At 63.4% G+C, this 23,695-nt stretch carries 20 protein-coding genes and 1 tRNA gene; 11 read left to right on the forward strand and 10 right to left on the reverse strand.

The window, feature by feature from the left end; all coding sequences use genetic code 11:
• Nucleotides 1–31: 31 nt before the first annotated feature.
• The gene (locus tag NKI59_RS24560) at nt 32–799 is read left to right on the forward strand and encodes a metallophosphoesterase (RefSeq protein ID WP_352707447.1); all 768 of its coding nucleotides are present in this window, start codon (nt 32–34) and stop codon (nt 797–799) included.
• A gap of 28 nt (nt 800–827) precedes the next feature.
• On the opposite strand, the gene NKI59_RS24565 is transcribed toward NKI59_RS24560, so the two are convergent.
• Nucleotides 828–959: a hypothetical protein gene (locus tag NKI59_RS24565; RefSeq protein WP_352506917.1), complete on the reverse strand. Its 132-nt coding sequence runs from the start codon at nt 957–959 to the stop codon at nt 828–830.
• A gap of 296 nt (nt 960–1,255) precedes the next feature.
• Nucleotides 1,256–1,954, reverse strand: coding sequence for a type 1 glutamine amidotransferase (locus tag NKI59_RS24570; RefSeq protein ID WP_352707449.1), 699 nt, complete (start codon nt 1,952–1,954; stop codon nt 1,256–1,258).
• A gap of 74 nt (nt 1,955–2,028) precedes the next feature.
• On the opposite strand from NKI59_RS24570, the gene NKI59_RS24575 reads away from it, so the two are divergent.
• From NKI59_RS24575 to NKI59_RS24590, 4 genes are all read left to right on the forward strand, one after another.
• Nucleotides 2,029–2,676: a hypothetical protein gene (locus NKI59_RS24575; protein WP_352707451.1), complete on the forward strand. Its 648-nt coding sequence runs from the start codon at nt 2,029–2,031 to the stop codon at nt 2,674–2,676.
• Nucleotides 2,677–2,708: 32 nt separating this feature from the next.
• The gene (locus NKI59_RS24580; protein WP_352707559.1) at nt 2,709–3,443 is read left to right on the forward strand and encodes a 16S rRNA (uracil(1498)-N(3))-methyltransferase; all 735 of its coding nucleotides are present in this window, start codon (nt 2,709–2,711) and stop codon (nt 3,441–3,443) included.
• Between the two features lie 185 nt (nt 3,444–3,628).
• Nucleotides 3,629–5,002, forward strand: a complete 1,374-nt coding sequence (locus tag NKI59_RS24585; RefSeq protein WP_352707454.1) for a glutamate--cysteine ligase — start codon at nt 3,629–3,631, stop codon at nt 5,000–5,002.
• 101 nt (nt 5,003–5,103) lie between these two features.
• A complete protein-coding gene (locus NKI59_RS24590; RefSeq protein WP_352707456.1) occupies nt 5,104–6,162 on the forward strand; it encodes a DUF937 domain-containing protein in 1,059 nt (352 codons plus the stop codon).
• Nucleotides 6,163–6,337: 175 nt separating this feature from the next.
• Here the strand turns inward: NKI59_RS24590 and NKI59_RS24595 are convergent, their stop codons facing one another.
• Nucleotides 6,338–6,628, reverse strand: a complete 291-nt coding sequence (locus NKI59_RS24595) for a DUF1127 domain-containing protein (protein ID WP_292663848.1) — start codon at nt 6,626–6,628, stop codon at nt 6,338–6,340.
• Nucleotides 6,629–6,862: 234 nt separating this feature from the next.
• Here NKI59_RS24595 and NKI59_RS24600 point away from each other — a divergent pair, with 234 nt between their 5' ends.
• From NKI59_RS24600 to NKI59_RS24610, 3 genes are all read left to right on the forward strand, one after another.
• Nucleotides 6,863–7,819 (forward strand): LysR substrate-binding domain-containing protein, encoded by a 957-nt coding sequence (locus tag NKI59_RS24600; RefSeq protein ID WP_023680469.1) that lies wholly within the window; start codon nt 6,863–6,865, stop codon nt 7,817–7,819.
• A 70-nt stretch (nt 7,820–7,889) separates the two neighbouring features.
• Nucleotides 7,890–9,455 (forward strand): exodeoxyribonuclease VII large subunit, encoded by a 1,566-nt coding sequence (xseA, locus tag NKI59_RS24605; RefSeq protein WP_352707459.1) that lies wholly within the window; start codon nt 7,890–7,892, stop codon nt 9,453–9,455.
• 7 nt (nt 9,456–9,462) lie between these two features.
• The gene (locus NKI59_RS24610) at nt 9,463–10,590 is read left to right on the forward strand and encodes a DmpA family aminopeptidase (protein ID WP_352707461.1); all 1,128 of its coding nucleotides are present in this window, start codon (nt 9,463–9,465) and stop codon (nt 10,588–10,590) included.
• Nucleotides 10,591–10,649: 59 nt separating this feature from the next.
• On the opposite strand, the gene NKI59_RS24615 is transcribed toward NKI59_RS24610, so the two are convergent.
• The 4 genes from NKI59_RS24615 to NKI59_RS24630 all read right to left on the reverse strand — a co-directional run bounded on the left by NKI59_RS24615 (nt 10,650) and on the right by NKI59_RS24630 (nt 13,333).
• Nucleotides 10,650–10,904, reverse strand: coding sequence for a DUF768 domain-containing protein (locus tag NKI59_RS24615; protein ID WP_023719384.1), 255 nt, complete (start codon nt 10,902–10,904; stop codon nt 10,650–10,652).
• 510 nt (nt 10,905–11,414) lie between these two features.
• On the reverse strand, nt 11,415–11,759 hold the full coding sequence (locus NKI59_RS24620; RefSeq protein ID WP_352707464.1) for an Atu4866 domain-containing protein: 345 nt from the start codon (nt 11,757–11,759) through the stop codon (nt 11,415–11,417).
• A complete protein-coding gene (locus NKI59_RS24625) occupies nt 11,759–12,487 on the reverse strand; it encodes an SDR family oxidoreductase (protein WP_352707466.1) in 729 nt (242 codons plus the stop codon). The genes NKI59_RS24620 and NKI59_RS24625 overlap by 1 nt, the downstream gene beginning before the upstream one ends.
• Nucleotides 12,488–12,580: 93 nt before the next feature.
• On the reverse strand, nt 12,581–13,333 hold the full coding sequence (locus tag NKI59_RS24630; RefSeq protein WP_352707468.1) for an SDR family NAD(P)-dependent oxidoreductase: 753 nt from the start codon (nt 13,331–13,333) through the stop codon (nt 12,581–12,583).
• Nucleotides 13,334–13,469: 136 nt separating this feature from the next.
• Here NKI59_RS24630 and NKI59_RS24635 point away from each other — a divergent pair, with 136 nt between their 5' ends.
• A complete protein-coding gene (locus NKI59_RS24635; protein ID WP_352634650.1) occupies nt 13,470–14,378 on the forward strand; it encodes a LysR family transcriptional regulator in 909 nt (302 codons plus the stop codon).
• Nucleotides 14,379–14,439: 61 nt separating this feature from the next.
• Here the strand turns inward: NKI59_RS24635 and NKI59_RS24640 are convergent.
• Both NKI59_RS24640 and NKI59_RS24645 read right to left on the reverse strand, forming a co-directional pair.
• Nucleotides 14,440–14,516, reverse strand: a tRNA-His gene (locus NKI59_RS24640).
• A gap of 346 nt (nt 14,517–14,862) precedes the next feature.
• Nucleotides 14,863–15,321, reverse strand: coding sequence for a phasin (locus NKI59_RS24645; RefSeq protein WP_352707470.1), 459 nt, complete (start codon nt 15,319–15,321; stop codon nt 14,863–14,865).
• Nucleotides 15,322–15,574: 253 nt separating this feature from the next.
• On the opposite strand from NKI59_RS24645, the gene NKI59_RS24650 reads away from it, so the two are divergent.
• A complete protein-coding gene (locus tag NKI59_RS24650) occupies nt 15,575–19,321 on the forward strand; it encodes a PAS domain S-box protein (protein ID WP_352707472.1) in 3,747 nt (1,248 codons plus the stop codon).
• A gap of 281 nt (nt 19,322–19,602) precedes the next feature.
• On the opposite strand, the gene NKI59_RS24655 is transcribed toward NKI59_RS24650, so the two are convergent.
• Nucleotides 19,603–21,564: an acetoacetate--CoA ligase gene (locus NKI59_RS24655; protein WP_352707474.1), complete on the reverse strand. Its 1,962-nt coding sequence runs from the start codon at nt 21,562–21,564 to the stop codon at nt 19,603–19,605.
• 280 nt (nt 21,565–21,844) lie between these two features.
• Here NKI59_RS24655 and NKI59_RS24660 point away from each other — a divergent pair, with 280 nt between their 5' ends.
• On the forward strand, nt 21,845–23,695 hold the full coding sequence (locus NKI59_RS24660; RefSeq protein WP_352707477.1) for an AsmA family protein: 1,851 nt from the start codon (nt 21,845–21,847) through the stop codon (nt 23,693–23,695).

Here is a 23,695-nt window from a genome sequence, read left to right on the forward strand (position 1 = left end):
TGACGGCATGATCACGGAGGCGACGTAGGCATTGACGGAGCCCGGCATCAATTTTTTCGACGCGCGCGGACCGGAAGGTATGCGCCTCTATGCGATCGGCGATGTGCACGGTCGGCTCGACCTGCTGACCGCCATGCACCGCCGGATCGAGAGCGAACTGGAGTGGAAGCCTGCTGCCGATTGGCGCGTGATCCATCTCGGCGACTATGTCGACCGGGGCCCTGACTCCAAGGGCGTCATCGATTTCCTGATCGACGCACAAAAACGCGATCCACGTCACCTGATGCTGGCCGGGAACCATGATGTCGGCTTCCTCGATTTTCTCGATGTCCCCGATCCGGACGGTCTGTTCATGCGCTATGGCGGCATCCAGACGGCGCTGTCCTATGGTGTCGCGCTGACAGCGAACGCCTACTGGTTCGGCAAGGCGGAGACGCTTCGGCAAGGCCATGCCGCGCTGATCGAGGCCGTGCCGCAGAACCATCTCGAATTTCTGCGCTCGTTGGCCTTTTCAGTGACATTCGGCGACTTCTTCTTCTGCCATGCCGGTATCCGGCCCGGCATTGCGCTGGAAAACCAGAGCCGGCAGGACCTGATCTGGATCCGCGAGGTCTTCCACGACCACACCGGCCTCCATCCGAAGATCGTGGTGCACGGTCATACGCCGGTGCCCAAGCCCGAGATCACCGGCAACCGCGTCAATGTCGACACGCTCGCCTGGCAGTCGGGAAACCTCACCGCGCTCGTGGTGGACGGCGCGGACAAGCATATCCTGACAGTGACGGGTGAGCGGGCATAGGTAAGGCGTGGAGTTATGTGCAGAGGGTCTAGCGAAGCGCGGCGGTGACGCCGTAGCCGTCGACGGCATTGTGGTCGTTGGCCGCGTCGGCGGAATAAATGCCGAGGCCGCACAAGACGATGGCCGACAACATGGCAAAGGACAAAAAGGCTGCTTTCACGGACGTCATCTCTTGTTGAGCTTCCTGCATCTAGGCACGAGCGGGTTACCAATGCGTTGAAACGCAAAATACGTCGCAAATGTCTGACGGTTTCGCGCTTCTAGGCATGTTCTGTATCGGCGGTGTGTCGCGCGGGTCACAGGAAAGGTTCATCGCGGTTGCACGCAAGATGCAGAGCGGGCGCCTTTTAGGCTGGCGGACAGACACAGGCCAAGGATGAAACGCGTTATCCCCGGCGGATTTGCCGCCGCGTGCCAAATATGCAACGTCGCCAAATACGTCGACTATATGGGCCGTCAGATCGTCGCCACCCAGGCGCGGGCGATGGCCAGGCCGGCGGCATCGGCTTGCGGTCCGTTGCGGGCCAATTCGTCGTCGAGCCGGACGGCCCAATCCGGTTGGCGTTCGGCGATCAGCGGTGCGAAGGACGTGCTCCAGTCGCGAACCATCGGCCGGTCGGCCTCGAAATGGAACTGGAAGCCGTAGACGGCGCGGCCGATGCGGAACGCCTGGTTCTCGGCGACGGCATTGCCGGCCAGCCGCACGGCAGTCTCGGGCAAGGCAAAGGTGTCGTCGTGCCACTGGAAGATCGGGAATTTTTCGGGCAAGGCGGCGAGCACCGGATCGGCCTGCGCCGCCGCGGTGAGCGCGACCTCGTGCCAGCCGAACTCCGATGCGGCGCCGATCTGGTTCTCGCCGCCAAAGGCGCGCGCGACCAACTGGCTGCCGAGGCAGATACCAAGCACCGCGCGATCCCTCTCGGCAAAGTCGCGCGTCAGGTCGAGCAGGCCCGGAAAATAAGGACAGAGCTCGTCGTCCAGCGCATTCTGCGCGCCGCCGAGCACCACCATGGCGTCATGCCCGCCGCTATCTTGCGGCAGCGCGTCGCCGCAGTAGGGACGGCGCAGGTCGATATCGACGCCCGCCTCGACAAGCGCCGCGCCGATCTGGCCAAGGCCCTCATTGTCGAAGTTCTGGACAACCAAGACCCGCATCGAAACCTGCTGACATGAAATTGATGCAACGAGCGATATCATGGCACCAGCATTGCAGCCAACAGGGAACGCCTATGCCACTGCAAAACCGGGTCGATCCGTTCGGCGCCATCCATGCCGTGCCGGAGCGCGGCCTGTTCATGGGCAATCGCGGCATCATTCACGACCCCGAGACGAGAACGCTGTTGAGGAAGCGCTGGGCGCTGCAAGCCTGGATCATCTGCGTCTGCGAATTCGGCAACGTGCGGCGCGAGCCGATGGGGCGCAACCGGGCTGGCGGCAAGGCCGGCTGGACCGAGCTGTTCTTCCTCGACGAGGTGACGGCACTTGCCGCCGGCCACCGGCCCTGCTTCTTCTGCCGGCGCGAGCGGGCCAGGGATTTTGTCCGGCGTTTCGGCGACGCCTTCGGCATTGCCGAGCCACGTGCGCCGCAGCTCGACAAGCGCCTGCACAAGGAGCGGCTGGCATCGGGCGGGCGGGCGACGAGACTGGAACCGGAAGCGCTTGCGGACTTGCCGGACGGCACGATGATCTCGTCAGGAAACAGGGCGTACGCCCTGTTTGATGGCGCCGCGCTGCCCTGGAGTTTCGGCGGTTATGGCGAGCCGGTGGGGTTCGGCGGTTTTACCGACGGTCCAATCGGCATGCTCACGCCGGCGACAACTGTTTCGGTGCTGCAGAAAGGCTACGAGCCTGTCTGGCATCCTTCCGCCGAGGCTTGACGCCGAGGGTGACGTTGCCGCATTCCTCGGCGATGCGCGCCAATTACAAGATGCAGCGGCTGTTCGTGCCGGACGAACTTGGACCTGATGCTGAGTTCGACGTCGGCCCGCAGCAGAGCCATTATCTCTCGCACGTGCTGCGGCTCGGCGAAGGCGCCGAAATTCTGGTCTTCAACGGCCGCGACGGCGAATGGTCGGCGGCGATCGCCACGAAGTCGAAGAAGGCGTTGCGCCTGAAGTTGCTGGCATTGCAGCGGCCGCAGCCGCCGTTGCCCGATCTCGTCTATTGCTTCGCGCCACTGAAGCAAGGGCGGCTCGACTACCTCGTGCAAAAGGCGGTGGAGATGGGCGCCGGCATCCTGCAGCCGGTCATCACCCAGCATACACAAGTGGCAAAACCCGGCATCGAGCGCCTGCGCGCCAATGTCGTCGAGGCGGCCGAGCAATGCGGCATATTGGCGGTGCCGGAGCTGCGCGAAGCGGAGAAATTCGAACGCCTGCTGGCAGGCTGGGACCGCGAGCGGCGGCTGATCTTCTGCGACGAGGATGCATCGACCAACAATCCCCTGCCGGCATTGCAGGTGGTGCGGGAGAGAAAGCTCGGTCTGCTGGTCGGACCGGAGGGCGGCTTTTCCGACGAGGAACGCAGGATGCTGAGAGCGCTGCCTTTCGTTACCGCGATTCCGCTCGGGCCGCGCATCCTGCGAGCGGATACGGCGGCGGTGGCGGCACTGGCGCTGATCCAGGCGACAATCGGCGATTGGTGATCAATTCCAATTACCCGCTGGCTCAGGATTTTTCGCTTGATCGGCTACTGACATTTCGTCCATCTAGCGCCGGCAGTGGCCGCGTGTCCTTTCGGGCGCGCAAAGGACGCTGTAGCATTTGATTGGGCACCTGATCCCTTCCGAAAATCGAAGCCGATTTTCAGGGTCATGTGCGGAGGGCTCCTATGGCGCGCGATACAACCGATTTCCGGCCGATCGAAGGCGTCGACGAACTCGTCGAGCACCTGGCCGAAGGCAACAAGCCGCGCGACAAATGGCGCATCGGCACCGAGCACGAGAAATTCCCGTTCTATGTCGACGGCAATGCGCCGGTGCCCTACGGCGGCGAGCGCGGCATCCGCGCCATCCTCGAAGGCATGCAGGACAAACTCGGCTGGGACCCGATCATGGATGCCGGCCGCATCATCGGCCTGGTCGAGCCGACCGGCCAGGGCGCGATCTCGCTGGAGCCCGGCGGCCAGTTCGAGCTGTCCGGCGCGCCGCTGGAGACGATCCACCAGACCTGCCGCGAAGGCAATGCGCATCTGGCGCAGGTGCGCGAGATCGCCGAACCGATGGGCATTCGTTTTCTCGGCCTTGGCGGCAGCCCGAAATGGTCGCTGGCCGAGACGCCGAAAATGCCGAAATCGCGCTACGAGATCATGACCCGCTACATGCCCAAGGTCGGCACCAAAGGTCTCGACATGATGTACCGGACCTGCACCATCCAGGTGAACCTCGACTTCGAAAGCGAAGCCGACATGCGCCGCAAGATGCAGGTGTCGCTGAAGCTGCAGCCGCTGTCGACGGCGCTGTTTGCCAACTCGCCCTTCACCGAAAGCCGGCCGAACGGCTTGGAGAGCTGGCGCGGCGAGATCTGGCGCGACACCGACAATCAGCGTTCCGGTCTGCTCGAATTCTGCTTCTCGCCCGATTTCGGCTTTGCCGATTATGTCGAATGGGCGCTCGACGTGCCGATGTATTTCGTCATCCGCGACGGCCAGTACCACGACATGACGCACATCACCTTCCGCCAGTTCATGGCGGGCGCCGCCCGCAACGAACTACCGGACGGGCTGCCGACGATGGGCGATTGGGCGAACCATCTGTCGACGCTGTTCCCCGACGTGCGGCTGAAGCGCTTTCTCGAAATGCGCGGCGCCGATGGCGGGCCGTGGCGGCGCATCTGCGCGCTGCCGGCCTTCTGGGTCGGGCTGCTCTACGATGCGGCTGCGCTCGACGCCGCCGAGGCGCTGACCTCGAGCTGGAGCTATGACGAAGTGCTGGCAATGCGTGACGCGGTGCCGGAACAGGGCATTTCGGCGCCCTTCCGCAACACGACATTGCGCGAGATCGCCCGCGACGTGCTCGTCATCTCGCGCATGGGACTGAAGAACCGCGGCCGCAAGAACCGCGACGGCTACGACGAGACGTCGTTCCTCAATACGCTGGACGAGGTCGTCGCGCGTGGCACCACCAGCGCCGAAGAGATGCTCTCGGCCTACCACACACGCTGGGGCGGCTCGATCGAGCCGGTGTTCATGGAATACGCGTATTAACGCTTCGCTATCCGCTTGGCCGATGGTCCGGCAAATTCGCTTCAATCAGTGATGGAAACGAACTAGGCTTCTCCAACGAGGATTTTCCCGGAGGAGAAACAATGCCTTCATTGTTCGATATTCTGGCACAGGCCCAGAACGGCAACGGCATGCAGGCGCTGGCCCAGCAGTTCGGGCTTTCGCAGCAGCAGACGCAGGCGGCGGTCGCGGCGCTGCTGCCGGCCTTTTCGCAGGGGCTGAAGCGCAACACGGCGGACCCTTATGGGCTCGGCTCCTTCATGACGGCGATGGCCAGCGGCCAGCACGCCAAATATTTCGACGATGCAAGCCGGGCCTTCTCGCCGCAGGGCCTCGATGAAGGCAACGGCATTCTCGGCCATTTGTTCGGCTCGAAGGACCTGTCGCGGGCCGTCGCCAACCAGGCCGCGGAGGCGAGCGGCGTCAGCCAGCAGGTATTGCAGCAGATGCTGCCGGCAATCGCCTCGATGATGATGGGCGGGCTGTTCAAGCAGACCACCAACCAGCTAGGCGGGCAGATGCATGCGGCAGGCGGCGGCAATCCGCTTGGCGAGCTCATCGAGCAGATGATGCGGCAGGCGGGCGGCGGCAGCCAGGCACCGGCCCCTCAGCCTGCAGGCCCCACAGATAACCCGCTCGGCAAGGTGTTGCAGGACATGTTCGGCGGCGCACAGCAGCCGCAACAGACGCAGAGCCCTTACGGCGACAACCCGCTGGGCAAAGTGCTGCAGGACATGTTCGGCGGCGGGCAGCAGCCGCAAAGCCAGCCGCAGCAGACACAGAACCCTTATGGTGACAATCCGCTCGGCAAGGTGCTGCAGGATATGTTCGGCGGCGGTGCACCACAGCCACAGCAGCCGCAGAACCAACCCCAGCAAACACAGAACCCTTATGGTGACAATCCGCTCGGCAAAGTACTGCAGGACATGTTCGGCGGTGGTGCACAACAGTCTCAGCCGCGTCAGGCGCCGCAGCAACCTCAGGCGCCGCAGCCGCAGGCCAATCCGAGCGGCAGGCCGAGAAATCCGTTCGACGACCTGTTCGGCAAGATGTTCGAGACAGGCGCCCAGCAGCGCGACGACTACCAGAAAGGCATGGAGTCGATCTTCGACCAGTTCAAGCAGGGCATGGGCCGGCGCTAGACCAGATACCGGCAACCAGTTATCAGTGCCGCCCAAAAAAGAAAGCCCGGTCCTGGGAGGACCGGGCAGCGCGCAGGCTGGCCGGGGGGATCCGGCAGGGAGTGGGGAGCCTGCGTAACTTAGTGGCGTCGTGCCTCAAAAAGGTTCAACGCGCCCGAACGGCGAAACCACGCGATCACACCACCTTGCGGGCAATATCCTCGATCGTTTCGGCGCGCTCGATCGCGATGACGCGAAGCCTTTCTGTCGGATCGCGGCCAAAGGGTACACCGACAGCGACGTGCAGGTCGGCGCGGGTCAGGCCGATGTCGGCGAGCTCGGCATCCGACATCTCGCCGAGGCGATAAAAGGCGCGGCGGTTTTTCCAGGCGCGGTAAACATTGGCAGCGGCATTGGCCACGCGCGTCGCAACGGCCGGACGCGAGGTGATGCGCGAGGTCTCGGTAGCGAAATCAAACGTAGCCATGTCGGTCTCCTTCACATTCGAACGGGCGAAACCGGTCGATCGGGCGCTGGCGACAGCGGCCGTTCCGGCTTCGATTCATCTAAGATGATGCATGTCGTCGCCCCAAAACCGGTGCCCACTTTTGGGCGACATGCATTCGCTTCATGTGGACAATGGGAATTTGCCATGGCCCGATTGATTAATCCAACGAATGTTTCTAATCTTTAGCATCAGCATCAATGATGGATTAGGCCAATGAAAGCGCCGCTCGATCTCGATCAGTTGCAGACCTTCATCTCGATTGTCGACACCGGCAGCTTTACCCGCGCGGCGGAAGCGGTGCATCGGACCCAGTCTGCGGTGTCGATGCAGATGCGGCGGCTGGAGGAACGGATCGGCAAGCCGCTGTTCGAAAAAGACGGCCGCACCAACAGGCTGACCGAGGAAGGCGACAGACTGCTCTCCTACGCAAGGCGGCTGCTCTATCTCAACAAGGAAACACTGGCCGCCTTCGACGACCGCCGGCTCGAAGGCACCATCCGCATCGGCACGCCGGACGATTATGCCGATCGCTTCCTGCCAGAGATCATGGCGCGGTTTGCCCGTTCCAACCCGCATGTCGAACTGACCGTTATCTGCGAACCGACGCCGGGACTGGTCGAACACATCAAGCGCGGCAATCTCGACCTGGCGCTGGTGACGCACAACGACGCGCGCGGCCAGTCGGAAGTGGTGCGGCGCGAACCGCTGCTGTGGGTTACCTCGGCCAACCATGCGACGCATGAGCAGCCGATCCTGCCGATGGCCTTCGGCCGGCCGAACTGCATCTGGCGGCGGGCCGCCGCCGACGTGCTCGATCAGCAGAGCCGCGACTATCGCATCCTGTTCACCAGCTTCTCTGCCACCGTCATCGCCGCCGCGGTGCTTTCCGGTCTGGCGATCTCGGTGCTGCCGGAATGCGCCCTGCGGCCCGGCATGCGGGTGCTGGGCGAGGCCGACGGTTTCGGCGCCCTGCCCGATTGCCGCATCGGCATCATGCGCGGCCAGACCTCGAGGCCGGAGATCGTCGATGCGCTTGCGCGCCACATTTCGGAGAGCCTCGACAATATTTCCGTGCCACTCGGCGAGGAGACCGGCACGTTCGATTTCGCCGCCCTCGCCTTCGCCAAGATGAAGCGGACCAAGCCGAACCAGATCCTGCCGGGCTGGTGATCGCGCGATTGGGGCGGACATCGAACACGGCCGCCTTGACGCCGGCCAGCAATCGTCCCCCAATCGGCCGATGAGCGACGCAGCATCCGAATCACGCACCAACGCCACCGAATATACGGTGAGCGAGATTTCCGGCGCGCTGAAGCGTACGGTCGAGGACGTCTTCGGCAATGTACGGGTGCGCGGCGAGATTTCCGGCTATCGCGGACCGCATTCCTCCGGCCATGCCTATTTCTGCCTGAAGGACGATCGCGCGCGGCTCGACGCCGTGGTGTGGAAGACCACGATGAGCCGGCTGAAATTCCGTCCAGAGGAAGGCATGGAGGTGATCGCCACCGGCCGGCTCACCACCTATCCCGGAAAATCCACCTACCAGATCGTCATCGACAATCTCGAGCCGGCCGGTGCCGGTGCGCTGATGGCGCTGCTGGACGAGCGCAAGCGCCGGCTGCAGGCCGAAGGCCTGTTCGACGCGGCGCGCAAGCGGCGTCTGCCGTTCATGCCCTGCGTCATCGGCGTCGTCACCTCGCCGACAGGCGCCGTCATCCGCGACATCATCCACCGCATCAAGGATCGGTTTCCACTGCACGTGCTCGTCTGGCCGGTGCGGGTGCAGGGCGAGACGGCGGGTGCGGAAGTGACTGCTGCCGTCAACGGCTTCAACGCACTGCCATGGGACGGCGCCATCGCGCGGCCCGATCTGTTGATCGTGGCGCGCGGCGGCGGGAGCCTGGAGGATCTGTGGGGGTTCAACGACGAAGCGCTTGCCCGGGCCGTCGCCGCTTCGGGCATTCCGGTGATTTCCGCGGTCGGCCACGAGACCGACTGGACATTGATCGATCTGGCGGCGGATGTGCGGGCGCCGACGCCGACAGGCGCCGCCGAGATCGCCGTGCCGGTCAAGGTCGACCTCGAAGCGACGCTTGCCGGCCTTGGCGCGCGGTTGAAGACCGCACTGTCGCGCAATTTCGAACGCAAGCGGCAGGCGGCACGCGCGGCCGCCCGTGCGCTGCCCTCGCCCGACCAGTTGCTGGCGCTGCCGCGGCGGCGCTTCGACGAGGCGACGAGCCGGCTCGGCCGGGCGCTGTCGGTCAGCGTCGAGCGCAAGCGAGCCAGGCTTCTGGGGCAGCGGCTGACGCCGGCGACTTTGTCGCGGCGCATGAACGAAGCTCGCACTCTGACCCGCCGCGACCTCGCCCGTGCGCAAGCGGCTTTCTTCGCCATCGTGCGCGAGCGTCGGGCGCAGTTTTCACGCACGGCGACCAGACTGTCACCGGCGCCGATCGCAAGACGGCAGAAACTGCAAGGCGATGCCCTGCTGGCACTGACGCGGCGGCAGGACCAGGCAATTTCGCGGCGGCTGGACCGCCTGCGTGGAAAACTGACGCAGGCAGACCGGCTGCTGGCGACGCTCTCGCACAAGGCCGTGCTGGCGCGAGGCTTCGCGCTGGTCAAGGATGCGGACGGCGCCGTGGTCAAGCATGCGGCGGAAGTGGTGTCGGGAATGGCGCTTTCGCTGGAGTTCGCCGACGGCACCGCCGATGCAGTCGCCATCAGTGGCACGGCGCGGCCGAAGACGGTTGCCAAGCCCGCGGCCAAGCTCAAGGCGCCGGGCGGCCAAGGTTCGCTTTTCTGAGGAAAAAATGACCGACCCGCATCTTGCGACACCCTCGGGCAAACTGCGCGCCCGTGCCTTCGCGATCCCATTCGATGGCACGCCAGGCCGCTTCAATGCCATCACCGATGTGCCCGGCGTGACGGTGGGCTATACCACGCTGATCTCAGGGGACGGGCCGCTCGTCGTCGGCAAGGGTCCGGTACGCACCGGCGTGACCGCGATCCTGCCACGGCCCAGAGACGAGTTGGCCGTCCCTGCGTTTGCCGGCGTGTTCAGCGCCAATGGCAATGGCGAACTGACCGGCTCACATCTGATAGAGGAGCTCGGAGCGTTCAATCTTCCCATCACCATCACCAACACGCATTCCTGCGGCGTCAGCCGCGACGCAACGTTGCGCTGGATGCAGACGGTGCTGCCGCAATCGCTCGACAGCGCCTGGGCGCTGCCGGTGGCGGGCGAGACTTACGACGGCTTCCTGAACGATATCAACGGCCACCATGTGAGCTTCGAGCACGTGTTTTCCGCGCTCGAAACGGCTGAAAGCGGGCCGATCGAAGAGGGCAGCGTCGGCGGCGGCGCAGGCATGATCACCTTCGGCTTCAAGGCAGGGTCCGGCACATCCTCGCGCAGCGTCGACTGGAATGGGGAGCGTTTCACGATCGGCTGCTTCGTCCAGTCGAATTTCGGTGCACGGCGAAACCTCGTGATCCGTGGCATCAGAGCCGGAGCGGAACTCGCCGAACCGGCGACTCGGGACAACACGCCGCGAGCGGACAAGAGCTCGATCATCGCGATCGTCGCCACCGATGCGCCATTCATGCCGCATCAGTTGAAAAGACTGGCGAAACGCGTGCCGCTCGGCGTGGCGCTGATCGGCGGCTATGGATACAATTCATCCGGCGATATCTTTCTGGCCTTCAGCACGGCCAATGCCTATGCGGCGCGCGGCGCGACCGGCAAGTTGGTCAGCGCCGGCTACATACCGGATGCCGATATCAACCCGTTCTTCGACGCCGTCGTTCAGAGCGTGGAGGAAGCCATCCTCAACGCGCTGGTCGCCAATGAAGACATGACCGGGCGCGACGGCAATTTCGTGGCGGTATTGCCGAAAGAGTGGCTCAAGGAGAGATTTGGCAAGGCTGCGCGGCGATAGGACCGCGCAACTGCATCAGACAGGCAATGGTCGCCCGGCAGGTTTGCCGGGGCGGTCCGTCAGCCGGCAGGCTTGTTGGAATTCTGCTCGTCCTGGTCGGCCTCGGCCGCCTCTTCGAGCCTCGAAGCAATGAGCTCCTGAATGTCGCCGACCTCTTCCTGGATATCCTCCAGGGGTATGCCGGCTTCGGCAGCTTTGGCCGCACATTCCCTGGCGAGGGTCTCGGCCTGCTTCTCGATTCTGGCTGGCGAGGGCTGGCAGTGGACTTTTTCGCCGATCCACCCGCGCAAGAACTCGATCGCGTGTTCACTCATACTGCTGTTTCCCTAGCGGCTATGCCGGTTGGTAATCATAAACGTCGGCATCTACGAAAAGATGCGTGCTGCCATTCGAGCCGAGTCGGCTTCGCCCGGCAAGCCGAACTTGTCCGAGGTCCACAGATCTGAAGGGAATGGAGGGTTCAAGGAGCACGTTCTAGTTCTTGAGGACTGATTCTCTCGACGAAACTCGTTCGACCCGCGCTATTGTTTCTATTTGCTTTTTTTCGGTTTTCAAGCCGTTTTAGATCACAATAGATGTCGCAATGACTAGCACATTTACCGCGCTCTCGCCGGCACCATGTAAGAGGCGAGCCGTCAAAGCCGCCGCTATATAGTGACAACCATTTGCAATGTCGACTCTGCTCGCGGTCCTGCTTCTTTCCGCCGCGCTTGCTGGGACATATGTGGTGTGGCGAGGCTTGCTGTGCAAACTGCCGAGCGCCTCATGCAAGGCGTGCAATAGCATCTTGTGGAACCCTCAAGTGCTTGTCTCAGGGTGGCTCTCTACCGCTGGCGGTAAAGGATCATGCCGGCATGATAGAGGACGCCTTCGACGAACTCACCATCCGCGGTGAAGCCCGTATCGTCCCAGTATTCTATGTGGCTGCCGTGCACTTCATAGCGTCCCCGATAGGCGCTCTCGCGGTCACCGCGCGCTTCGTCATAACGGCCGTTCGGCAGGAGTTCGTGCCTGATATGGCGATCCTCGGTGACCCACATTCCGACATAGGGATGATCTTGGTGCGTCATTGGTTCCTCCGCAAGGATTGGAGTTGAAGGAAGGGTCAGGCCGGTTGGAGCTACAGCAACGGCAATACGCGTAAGCACTGCGGCCAAAGTGGATCGCATCAATGCGCCGCCTTCGTCGGACGCACGACGATCTCGTTGACGTCGACATCGTCGGGCTGTTCGATTGCGTAGCGCACTGCCCTGGCGATTGCATCGGGTTGCAGGGCAATAGCACGCCAGGTTTTCATGGCGGCGGCAGCGGCTTCGTCGGAGATCGTGTTCGCCAGCTCGCTTTCCACCACGCCAGGATGAATGCAGGTTACGCGGATATCGTCACTCTCCTGGCGGAGCCCATCGGAAATCGCGCGGACAGCGTATTTCGTTGCGCAATAGACGGCAGCCGTGGGCGAGACGGCCAGTGCGCCGATGGAACCGATATTGATGATATGCCCGGAGCCGCGTGCCGTCATCTCAGGCAGAACCGCTGCGACGCCGTACAGAACACCCTTGATGTTGACGTCTACCATCAGCTCCCACTCGTCGACCTTCATGGCTGCCATGGCCGACAGCCGCATGACGCCCGCATTGTTGACGATGACATCGACCTGGCCCCATTCGGCCCGGGCTGCGTCGGCGAATGCTGCGACATCCGCCCTCCTGGTGACGTCGAGCGCTCGCACGCGAACCGTTCCACCAGCTGCCTCGATTTCGGCCGCAAGCGCTTCAAGGCGGTCGGTGCGGCGTGCGCCGAGCATCAGCTTCGCACCTGCCGCGCCAAGCTCGCGGGCAATGCCAGCGCCGATGCCGCTGGAGGCACCGGTGATCAGAACAACTCTGTTCATCGTCATCGAGATGATCCTTTTGGTTCTGTGATTATTTTCACGATGTGAAGGGATGGCGTGCAGGTGAGCTCCCGCGGCGCGCCGGCCCTATTGGGGGGCTCACTGGGCGGTGTAGCCGCCATCGACCAGAAGCAAGGCCCCGGTGATGAAGCTGGACGCCGGCGAGGCAAGAAAGGCGATGGCCTCGGCAACTTCTTGCGGCTGGCCGATCCGGCCGATTGGATGCGCGCCGCCGAAGCTGCGCAGCATCTCCCGGCCATTCTCCACCACGCCTTCCATGATGTCGGTTTCGATCACGCCAGGGGCAACGGCGTTGCAGCGAATGCCCATGCGCCCGTATTCGATCGCGATCACCTTGGTCAGCTGTGCGACAGCCGCCTTGGAGGAGGCATAGGCCGCCTGCGTCTCGAAGGCCGCGACGGCCGAGATCGACGAGACATTGACGATTGAGCCGCCACCGCCGGCAGCCATCAGTTCCACCGCGGCACGGGCGGTGACAAAGCTGCCGCGCGCATTGATCTGCAGGATGCGGTCATAGTCGTCGACTGAGGTCTCAGTCAGTCGTTTGTTGAGCGTGCGACCGGCATTGTTCACGACGATGTCCAGTCGTCCGAAGCGCTTCGCGGCGAGTTCGACCGAGCGTCTGGCCAGGCCCTCATCGGCGACATCGCCGACCAGCGTTGCCACATCCTCTGCTTCCAATTCGCGTACGCTGTCGCTGAGATCGCTTGCCACGATCCGGGCGCCCCGCGCCCGCAGCAGTTCCGCCGTGCAGCGGCCGATGCCGCGTGCCGCGCCGGTCACGAGGGCGACTTTTCCATCCAGGTCCCAGGAGGAAGGGAGTGATGTCATGGGATATCTCCTTGTCGGTCGGCTTCGGCATGGATCGGGAGGATCAAGCCTTCTTGCCGTTGCGACAGAGATAGAGCCGTGGCATTGTCGCGATAACCCGCCCGCCGTTAACCTCGATGGTAAGTTTGACTAACCAATGGATATCGATCTCAATGCAATTGCCGTCTTCGTCGCGGTGGCCGAGGAACGCAATTTTCGTGCTGCAGCAGGCCGGCTGGGCGTGACGCGCTCGGCGGTCAGCCAGAGCATCCTCAGGCTTGAACAGCGCCTTGGCATCGCATTGCTGCAGCGCACGACACGCAGCGTCAACCTGACCGAAGCGGGCGAGCGCCTGCTGGCGAGCGTCGCACCGGCGATCGCCGACGTGAACGCGGCAATCGAAGCCACCACGGAGTTGCTGGACCGCCCGCGCGGCCGCCTGCGGATCGCGGTTTCGTCTATCGCAGAGGCCTTTCTGTCAGGACCGTTGCTGGCGTCCTTTGCAGAAAGGTTTCCCGAGGTGCATCTGGATATTGTGGTCACCGACGAGGAATTCGACATCGTTGCCGAAGGCTATGATGCGGGAGTGAGGCTCGGCGAAGTGATCGAGCAGGACATGATTGCCGTGCCGGTATCGGGCGATCAGCGGCAGATGGCCGTCTGCGCCCCGCGCTATCTCGAAAAGTTCGGAGCACCCGCCCATCCGCGCGAGCTTGTGGCTCATCGCTGTATCGGCTGGCGGCCGGCGCCGGGAGTTTCGCCCTATCGGTGGGAGTTCGGCGAGGACGGGCGCGAGTTCGACGTGGCGGTTGCGCCCGAGATCACTACCAACGACATGTGGCTGATGATCCGGCTGGCCGTTGCAGGCGCCGGTATCACGTTCGGCATGGCCGATACATTCCGCCCCTGGCTCGACCGCGGCGAGCTCGTGCCAATCCTCGACGGCTATTTTCCGCCGTTTGCGGGTTTCTATCTCTATTTCCCAAGCCGACGGAATATCGCGCCGAAGCTGAGAGCCCTCGTGGATCACCTGCGCGGCGCGCGTCAGGCGCGGGACCGTGGGTGAGCGCTACGGGATCGTAGTGAACGCTCGGCGCTATTGGTCAGAAACCTGGCTGAAAGCTGAATGGTACCGTTGGCTGGGATCGAACCAGCGACCTCCGGATCCACAATCCGGCGCTCTAACCATCTGAGCTACAACGGCACGCTTGCCCGAGCGAGATCCAGACGGAACGTCCATTCTCCGGGACCCGCTCTGTCGTTCGGCGATGCGTCCATACGGGCTATCGGAGTTTAATTCAAGGCTTTTGGCAAAGCAAAAGATCGCTCCGGCATCGCGTCATTTTTTCGCCGGACAAAGAAAAGGCCGGCGGGAGGAGGTGCCGGCCTTTTCCTGTTACGAGCCAGCGGGAGGAGATGCTGGCTGGTCATCCCGGTGAGCAGAGGGAGGAGGTTCCACCCGCCGGGTATTCACTTAAGCCACTATATCGCACATCTATTTGTCTGACGAAATGCGACCTTTTGATGCATCGTCAAACTGTGCGCAAATATTAGGCGATCTTGATTTCTTTCACGGCCTTCTCGAAGGCGGTCTTGATCGGCTTGGATACGTCCTCGGCCGCCTTGGCAGCAACCGCCTGGAAGTCCTTAGCCTGCTCGACGGTCATTTCGACGCGCTTGCGCAGGAAAGCGGTCTGCAACTCGACGACTTCCGACAGCGACTTGGCGCCGATCAGCGCTTCGAAATGCGAGAAGCCGGCTTCGGCATTGGCGCGCAGGGCGGCAATGGTCTTGAGCGACAGGTCGCTGGAAACGGTCTTGGCGGTCTCGTAGGTCGACTCCAGAGCCTTCTGGGTCTCCTCGGCGCCGGTCTTCAGCTTGGCATAGGCCTCTTTCGACTGCTCAACGCCCTTTTCGGCGAAGGCACGGATCTGGTCGGTCGCCTTGGAAGCGTCGAAGCTCGGGAATTCAACGTTTTCGATCGTTTCAGCGGTCTTGGTCCTGGACATTTTCCATCCTTTTCAGCGGCAGCGGCTTTGACAGAATGCCGTCTCGTTCATCTATCATGGCAATATAAAGGCAAATTTTGTGCATTGCAACATGTTTGTTGCATCGCACCATAAAATATTTAGTTCGCGACGTTAACCACGCACCTAGAGATTCCGCTGGTTGCACGCTATGACTTGTGGACCTTCGCGCCGTCGGCTTTTATTAACAAAGCGTTAACCGCAAATTGCCCGCTCTGTGAGGGTCGCCAAGCGCATGCCGGCTGAAAACTACTCCTTCCTCGATGTCGCCGTGCTCGACGCGGTCCGCCTGCGCTTCGCCGCAGGCGACGCGATCGCCATTCTGTCGGCAGATCTCGAGCAGGTGATCTGGGCCAACGGCCCCGGCGCAGCGGTATTCGGCTATCCGGACATCGGCGCGATCATCGGCGCCTCGGCAGGTTTGCCGCTGATCGCCAGGCGCCAGATCATGGCAACCAGCGGTTTTCCGCAGATCGGCCGCGACCGTGCCATCACGGTCCGGCTGGCGACCGGCCTGACCAGCCGCGCGGTCGGCTTCCTGGCCAGCGCAGTGACCATGCCCGATGGCGAGGAAGCCATCGTGCTGGCCTTGCCGGCCGCGCAGACCGGCTCGCGCAGCGCGGCCGAGATCGCCGACCGCGCCATCGGTGGCTTTACGGAAGACGGCCACTACATCGCCTTTGTCGATGCCAAGGGCAATATCGACGCCGCATCGGACGGCTTTTCGGCGCTCGGCATCCGGCCTGAGACGCTGGCCGCACTTGTCGCCGACGTGGCGAACGAGAGCGACCGCATCGTCAAGCGCCTGGTCCCGGGCAGATCCAGCTCCTATCCCGCGGGCCTTGCCCGGCTGACGGAAGAGCGGCACCTGCTGGTGGTGATCGACGAGGACCGGCTTGACGGCGAGGCCCCCGATGGCGAACGCGCCGGCGGGGAAACGGAGGCGGCAGCGGCACCGAGCGGTGGCGATCTTCCCCAGCCAACGGACCAGGACAACGAGCAGCCGATCGCAAGCAGCGGCGCGGCGGAGATCGACCTTGCAGCGATGGAAGGCACCTCGGCATCGGCGGAGCACGAACCTGCCGACGCGGCCGACGATCACCGCACGGTTGGCAACGCGCCGACGCAGCATGACCATTGGTACTTCAATGCCGTCGACGACGCGCAGGTCCCGCCCGGCGCAGCTGCGTCCGGCAAAGTCGAGACCAGCCCGGACGCTTCGCAGGCCGGCGCGGATACTTCGCCGGAAAGCGCCGCAAAAGCCACCAAAGCCGCCTCCCCGGCCGAACACCGCGCTTCGGCGATCGATCGCACCGCCGCGCCCATGCGTTTCGTCTGGCGTACCGACGCGGAGGGCCGGTTCAGCGCCCTGTCGCCGGAATTTGCCGAGCTCGTCGGCAAGCCTGCAGCCGACGTGATCGGACGTCGCTTCGAGGATGTTTCGGCCGCCTATGGCCTCGATGCTTCTGGCGAGATTGCCGGCCTGCTCGAACGGCGCGACACCTGGTCCGGCCGCTCCGTGCTGTGGCCGGTCGCCGGCACCGATCTGAAGATACCCGTCGATCTGGCGGCGCTCCCGGTTTACAGCCGCAGCCGCGTTTTCGAAGGTTTTCGCGGTTTCGGCGTGGCCAGGAGCGGCGATGCGGTGGTCGATCCGGACGCGGCCGGCATGGCCCTTGTCGCCGAGGAGAAGCCCGCCGCGAGCGTTGGGCCGGAAGCCGTCGAACCTCTCCCCGAGACACCTAAACCCGCCGATCCGTTCAGGGGCGAAGTGCCGGCGTTGACCATCGTGCCAAAACCCGAGCGGCGCTTTGCCGACAAGGTGATCCGGCTGGCCGAGCACCGGCAGCCGGCCAACGACAAAGGCCTGTCGACGCTGGAACGCAGCGCGTTTCGCGAGATTGGCGAGCGTCTCAAGAAGGACAGCACCCCGGCCGAAAAACAGCCCGGCGCCGGAAAGCAGAAGCCGGTTGAGAAAGTCGAGGCAGCAGGCAAGGCCGACGAGCCAAAGCTGAAAGAAGCCGGCCCGACGGACAAGGGTGAGATGCCGGCGCAAGGTCCGGAAAGCGGGGCGGCTGCCGCCGAACCGCCCGAGGCCGATGCCGAAGACCAGAAGGATCTTGCCCGGCTCGACGGCGAGCAGCCGGATGAGGTGGAAGCAGAGGCGCAAGCCGGCGAACCCGTCACACGCCCTGTTTCCGGATCGCTGCTCGACTATGCCGACCGCGAACCCAGCGATGAGGCGCAGGAAGGCGTTGAGCCCAGCACGAACCGTCGAACGATCGTCGCCGAAGCGCCGCGGGATGGCGACGACGACAGCATGACGGCCGAAGACTTCCGTGACGCCGAAGACAGCGAGGATTGGTCCGAGGACAGCGCAGCCGCAGCCGACGCTGCCGGCCAGGTGCCGCCCGTCGAGCGGCCGCAGGCACCACCGCTCAAACTCGACGGCTTCGTGCCGTCGGCGTTTGCCGGAGAGGACAACACGGGGCCGGATACCTCGATCCTCGGCAAGCTGCCAGTGCCGGTGCTTATCCATTCCGGCGACCAGCTGCATTACGCGAACGACGAATTCCTCGGATTGACCGGCTATGCGACGCTGAATGCCCTGGACGAGGCCGGCGGGCTCGGCGCGCTGTTTGCCGACCCTTATGCCGACGACGGCAGTTCGGATGGCGGCGACCGCGCTCTGCGGCTGAAAACGCGCGAAGGTCAGGAGTTTCCGATCGATGCGATTTTACGCTCCGTGCCCTGGGGAAACGGCAAGGCGCTGATGCTGGTCGTACGTCGTTCCGGCGACGACGAGGCAGCAGCCATTCCACATGGCGCCGCCGAAGACCAAACGCAGCCGGATGTTTCCGAGCTCAAGGCACGCATTGCCGAAATGCGCACTATCATCGACACCGCCACCGACGGCGTCGTGCTGATCGGCCGTAACGGAACGATCCGTTCAATTAGCCGTCCGGCGGAAGCGCTGTTCGGCTTCGACAGCGACGAGGTGACCGGCAAACCGTTCGTCTCGCTGTTTGCGATCGAAAGCCAGCGCGCGGCGCGCGACTATCTCGAGGGGTTGTCGGAGCCCGGCGTTGCAAGCGTGATGAACGATGGCCGCGAGGTGATCGGGCGCGAGGCGCAGGGGCGTTTCATTCCGCTGTTCATGACCATCGGCAGGCTGCCCAACGACAGCGGCTTCTGTGCGGTGGTGCGCGATATCACCCAGTGGAAGCGGGCCGAAGAGGACTTGACCCAGGCGCGCGCGGTCGCCGAACGCGCCTCGTCGCAGAAGACCGATTTTCTGGCCCGCATCAGCCACGAGATCCGCACGCCGCTCAACGCCATAATCGGCTTTTCCGAGCTGATGGTCGACGAGAAATTCGGGCCGGTGGCCAATGACCGCTATCGCGACTATCTGCGCGACATCAACCGTTCGGGCAACCACGTGCTCGATCTGGTCAACGACCTGCTCGACATTTCGAAAATCGAGGCCGGCCAGCAGGAGATGGCCTATGAGGCGGTGTCGCTTAACGACACGCTGGCCGAAACCGTGGCGATGATGCAGCCGCAAGCCAACCGGGAACGCGTCATCATCCGCTCCAGCTTCGCCTCGCGGCTGCCGGAAGTGGTGGCCGATCTGCGCAGCGTGCGGCAGATCGCGCTCAACATCCTGTCGAACGCCGTCCGCTACACGCAGGCCGGCGGCCAGGTGATCGTGTCGACGGCTTACGAGATCTCCGGCGATGTCGTCATGCGCGTTCGCGATACCGGCATCGGCATGAGCCAGTCCGAGATCGAGCAGGCGCTGAAGCCGTTCAAGCAGATCAATGCGCTGAAGCGCGGCCGTGGCGACGGCACGGGTCTTGGGCTGCCGCTGACCAAGGCGATGGTCGAAGCGAACCGGGCCCGGTTCACCATCAACTCGACGCCCGGCGAGGGAACCCTTGTCGAAGTCGCCTTTCCCTCGACCCGAGTGCTCGCCGGTTAGCTATGGCTGCGCAAAGAAAAAAGGCGTCCAACAGGACGCCTTGAGAAATTGGAATTGCTGTCACAACGGGGCTTGAGCGAATCAGATCCTCTCGGGGCTAAGAGGAACGGGATTTCTCCCTCAAGTTACGCACGACTATTGATGCCGGGCCTTAACAAATCCTTACCGGCACGCCGGAAAATTTACCAATGTGTACCACTCATGAAATCTAGGTAAATTCCGAAGAGATAATTCGTTAACGATACCGGAGACCTCAAAACAGCTCCCACCTTGAACCCGGCTCAGTCGGCAAGCTGCGGCAGGTTGCGGAACAGCTCGAGCGCTTCGGGATTGGCGAGCGCTTCCTTGTTCTTGACGGCGCGGCCATGCACCATGTCGCGTACCGCGAGCTCGGTGATCTTGCCCGATTTGGTGCGCGGAATATCGCTGACGGCGACGATCTTGGCCGGCACATGGCGCGGGCTCGCCCCGGTGCGGATTTTCGCGCGGATGCGTTTTTCCAGCTCGGCATCGAGCTCAACGCCGGCCGCCAGCCGCACGAACAGCACGACACGCACGTCATTGTCGAAATCCTGGCCGATGCACAGCGCTTCGAGGATTTCCGGCATCTGCTCGACCTGATTGTAGATCTCCGCCGTGCCGATCCTGACACCGCCCGGATTGAGCGTGGCGTCGGAACGGCCATGGATGATCAGGCCGCCATGGACGGTCCATTCGGCGAAATCGCCGTGGCACCAGACATCGTCGAAACGTTCGAAATAGGCGGCTTTGTATTTCCTGCCGTCAGGGTCGTTCCAGAAGCCGATCGGCATCGCCGGAAACGCCTTGGTGCAGACGAGCTCGCCCTTCTCCTGGCGGAGCGGGCGGCCGTCATCGTCCCAGACATCGACGGCAAGGCCGAGCCCGGGCCCTTGGATCTCGCCGGTCCATACCGGTTCGATCGGCACGCCGAGCACGAAGCAGGAGACGATATCGGTGCCGCCGGAAATCGAAGCCAGATGCACGTCCTTCTTGATGCCTTCATAGACGAAGCGGAAATCTTCCGGCGATAGCGGCGAGCCGGTCGATGAGATGGTGCGCACGCTGGAAACATCGTGCGTGCGGATCGGCTTTAGGCCGGCCTTGCGCACGGAATCGATGAATTTGGCCGAGGTGCCGAAATAGGTCATCTTTTCGGCATCGGCGAAGTCGAACAGCGCATTGCCGTCCGGGTAGAACGGCGAGCCGTCGTAGAGCAGCAAGGTGGCGCCCGATGCCAGGCCCGACACCAGCCAGTTCCACATCATCCAGCCGCAGGTGGTGAAGTAGAAGAAGCGGTCGCCGTCGAGCAGGCCGGCATGCAGCCGTTCTTCCTTGACGTGCTGGATCAGCGTTCCGCCGGCCGAATGGACAATGCATTTGGGAATGCCGGTCGTGCCCGATGAAAACAGGATGTACAGCGGATGCGAAAACGGCAGCCTTTCGTAGGCGACAGGCCTTGCGGCAAAGGGTGACAGCGCCTCTTCCAGCGCGGCCGCCTTGCCGATGGTCGCGGCGACGTCGAGCGAGGTGCCGAGATAGTCGACAATGAGGACCTTGCGGACGGTGGCAAGCTTGCCCGCCACGGCTGCGATCTTGTCGGCGACTTCGATCGCCTTGCCATTGTACCAGTAGCCGTCCGGCGCGATGAACACGACAGGCTCGATCTGGCCGAACCGGTCGAGAACCCCCTGCTCGCCGAAATCTGGGGAGCAGGACGACCAGACCGCGCCGATCGAGGCGGCCGCCAGCATCGCAGCAACGGTCTCCGGCATGTTGGGCATCATCGCGGCGATGCGGTCGCCCTTCTTCACCTTGAGCGACAGGAAAAGCTGCTGCAGGCGCGAGGTCAGCGCATGCAGCTCGTTCCAGGACAGCCGCCGCTCGACCTTGTCCTCGCCGCGAAAGACGATTGCGTCGCCAAGCCCGGTTTTCTTGAGGAGATTCTCGGCGAAGTTCAGCTTTGCCTCAGGAAAGAAGGTCGCGCCGGGCATCTTGTCGCCATCGACCAGCACGCGTTCGCCCTTGTCGCCGACGATGCCACAAAAGTCCCAGACCAGGCTCCAGAAGGTCTCGCGAGCATCGATCGACCAGCGATGCAGGTCGGCATAGGAGGAGAAAACCTTGCCGGCCATGTTCGCCGCGGCGTTCATGAAGGCGGTCATCGGCGCTGCGTCGATCTGCTCTTGCGTCGGGATCCAGAGCGGTGCGTCGTCAGCCGTCATTGTTCCTCCGCAAAGCACGTCACGTTTGAAGAGATTCACGCGACGCGCTTTAAACTTTTGTCTTTATGCATGTCGTTTATCCCAAAACCGCTGCGCACTTTTGGGCGACATGCATTGGCATCGCTTATGCATATCGCGATGCAGCAGAGCAAGATTTTGTTGGACCGCGCCGGTCAGGGTGTGCGCAAATGCCATCGCCGGGCCATAAAGACTTGAAATGCGTCAGCCGTCGGTTACACCCGTCGGGCGATTTTGTCGGAATGGAAGCATACGGGGCGATATGCCATCACCTTTGATCCGACGCGGAATATGGGCGATCGGCGCAGCCGTCATCGTCATCGCGCTGGTTGTCGCAGCCTTGCCGTTGATCGCCTCGACCCGCATCGTACGCGACCGTATCGCGTGGGAAATGAGCGCGTGGAGCGGTTTCCGGGTCACCATCGACGGCGCGCCGCGTATCGAGGTCTGGCCGAATTTCCGGGCGATCCTGAGCGACGTGACGCTGTCGCAATGGACGGAGACGGATGCGCCGCCCGTGGTCGAGGCCGAACGGGTCGAGGTCGACCTCTCAGCGATGGCGGCGCTGCGTGGCGATGTGGTGTTTTCGACGGCGCGGCTGGTACGACCGACGATCCGGGTTCAGCGTACCGCGAGCGGGTTTTTCCTGCCTGCCATTCCCAGCGGCGGGCGCATTACGCGTTCGATCGATGCTGCCCGCGCGGTGATCAACACAAATCCCGCCAAGCCGGATCTCGGCAAGCTGCCGACAGATCCGTTCGGCACAGTCGAGTTCAGGGACGGCCGCGTAGTGGCTGCCATCGGCGGCAAGGACCAGGAGATATTGAGCAGCCTGAGCGGCCAGGCGAACTGGGCCGCGATGAACAGCAATGCGACGCTGTCGGCGACCGGGATATGGCGCGGCGAAAGTGTTGCCATCGACGCCGCATCGCCGAGCCCGCTCGTGCTGTTTGGTGGCGGCACAGCACCGGCCACATTTTCCTTCAAGGCGGCACCGGCCAGTTTTTCGTTCGACGGCCGCGCCAGCATGTCGGAGAACGGCTATTTCGACGGCCAGGCAAAATTCGCCGCACCTTCGCTGCGACGCGTGCTCGAATGGTCGCAGGCCGGCATCGCGCCCGGTGCCGCAATCGGCTCGATCTCGGTTTCAAGCAAGATCACGGCGACGGCCGGGCGCGTCAAATTCGAAAACACGGCCCTGACCCTCGACAACAACCCGGGAATGGGTGCGCTGGACTTCACCTATGGTGAGGCACTGCCGGTGATCTCCGGCACACTTGCCTTCGATACGCTCGACCTCAGATCATTTCTCTCCGCCTTTACGCCGGTGCCATCCGCCGGCGGCACCGGCCCGGGCGAAATCGACACAAGCTTCGCCGACCGGATCAATCTCGATCTCAGGCTGTCGGCGGCGCATGCCACCGCCGGCGCCATCCAGCTTGCCGACGTCGCTGCCACTGCCCAGGTCAAGAACGGCCTTGCCGTCTTCGACATCTCGGATGCATCCGCCTTTGGCGGCAACGTCCAGAGCAGCGTCCGTTTCGACCGCAAGCCCGCCGGCACGGAAGTCGAGATCCGGCTGCTTGCTTCCGATATCGACGGCGGCGCTTTCGGCACCGCGGCCGGGATGACGCGGCTGGTGCCGATCGGCACTGGAACCGTTTCGGTCATCCTCAAGGGGCCTGGCAGAACCTGGGACTCGATTTTCGAAAACGCCAATGGCTCGCTGTCCGCGACGTTCGGCGCGGGTGCGCTGAGCCGGCTTAACCTGCCGGCGTTCCTCAAGCACACCGAACAGGGCGGATTCTTCGCGCTGGACGACGTCTCGGACGGAACGCTGCCGATCGACGGGGCCGAACTCAAGGCGAGCGTTTCGAACGGCGTGGCGCGCATCGACAAGGCCGAGGTGAATTCCGCGCAATACAAGATCTGGCTTTCCGGCATCGCATCCTATGCCGGACGCGGGCTGGCGCTGTCCGGCGGCATCGTCCAGCCGAGCCAGGCTGCCACGCAGACGAATGGCCAGGCACCCAAGCAGTCGTCGTTCTTCGTCGGCGGCACGTGGAGCACGCCGTTCATCTCGCCGATAAGCCGCGGCGTTTCGGGAGAGTAG

Origin of the sequence: Mesorhizobium sp. M0598 (genome assembly GCF_040320865.1) — a bacterium.
Taxonomy (GTDB): Bacteria; Pseudomonadota; Alphaproteobacteria; order Rhizobiales; family Rhizobiaceae; genus Mesorhizobium.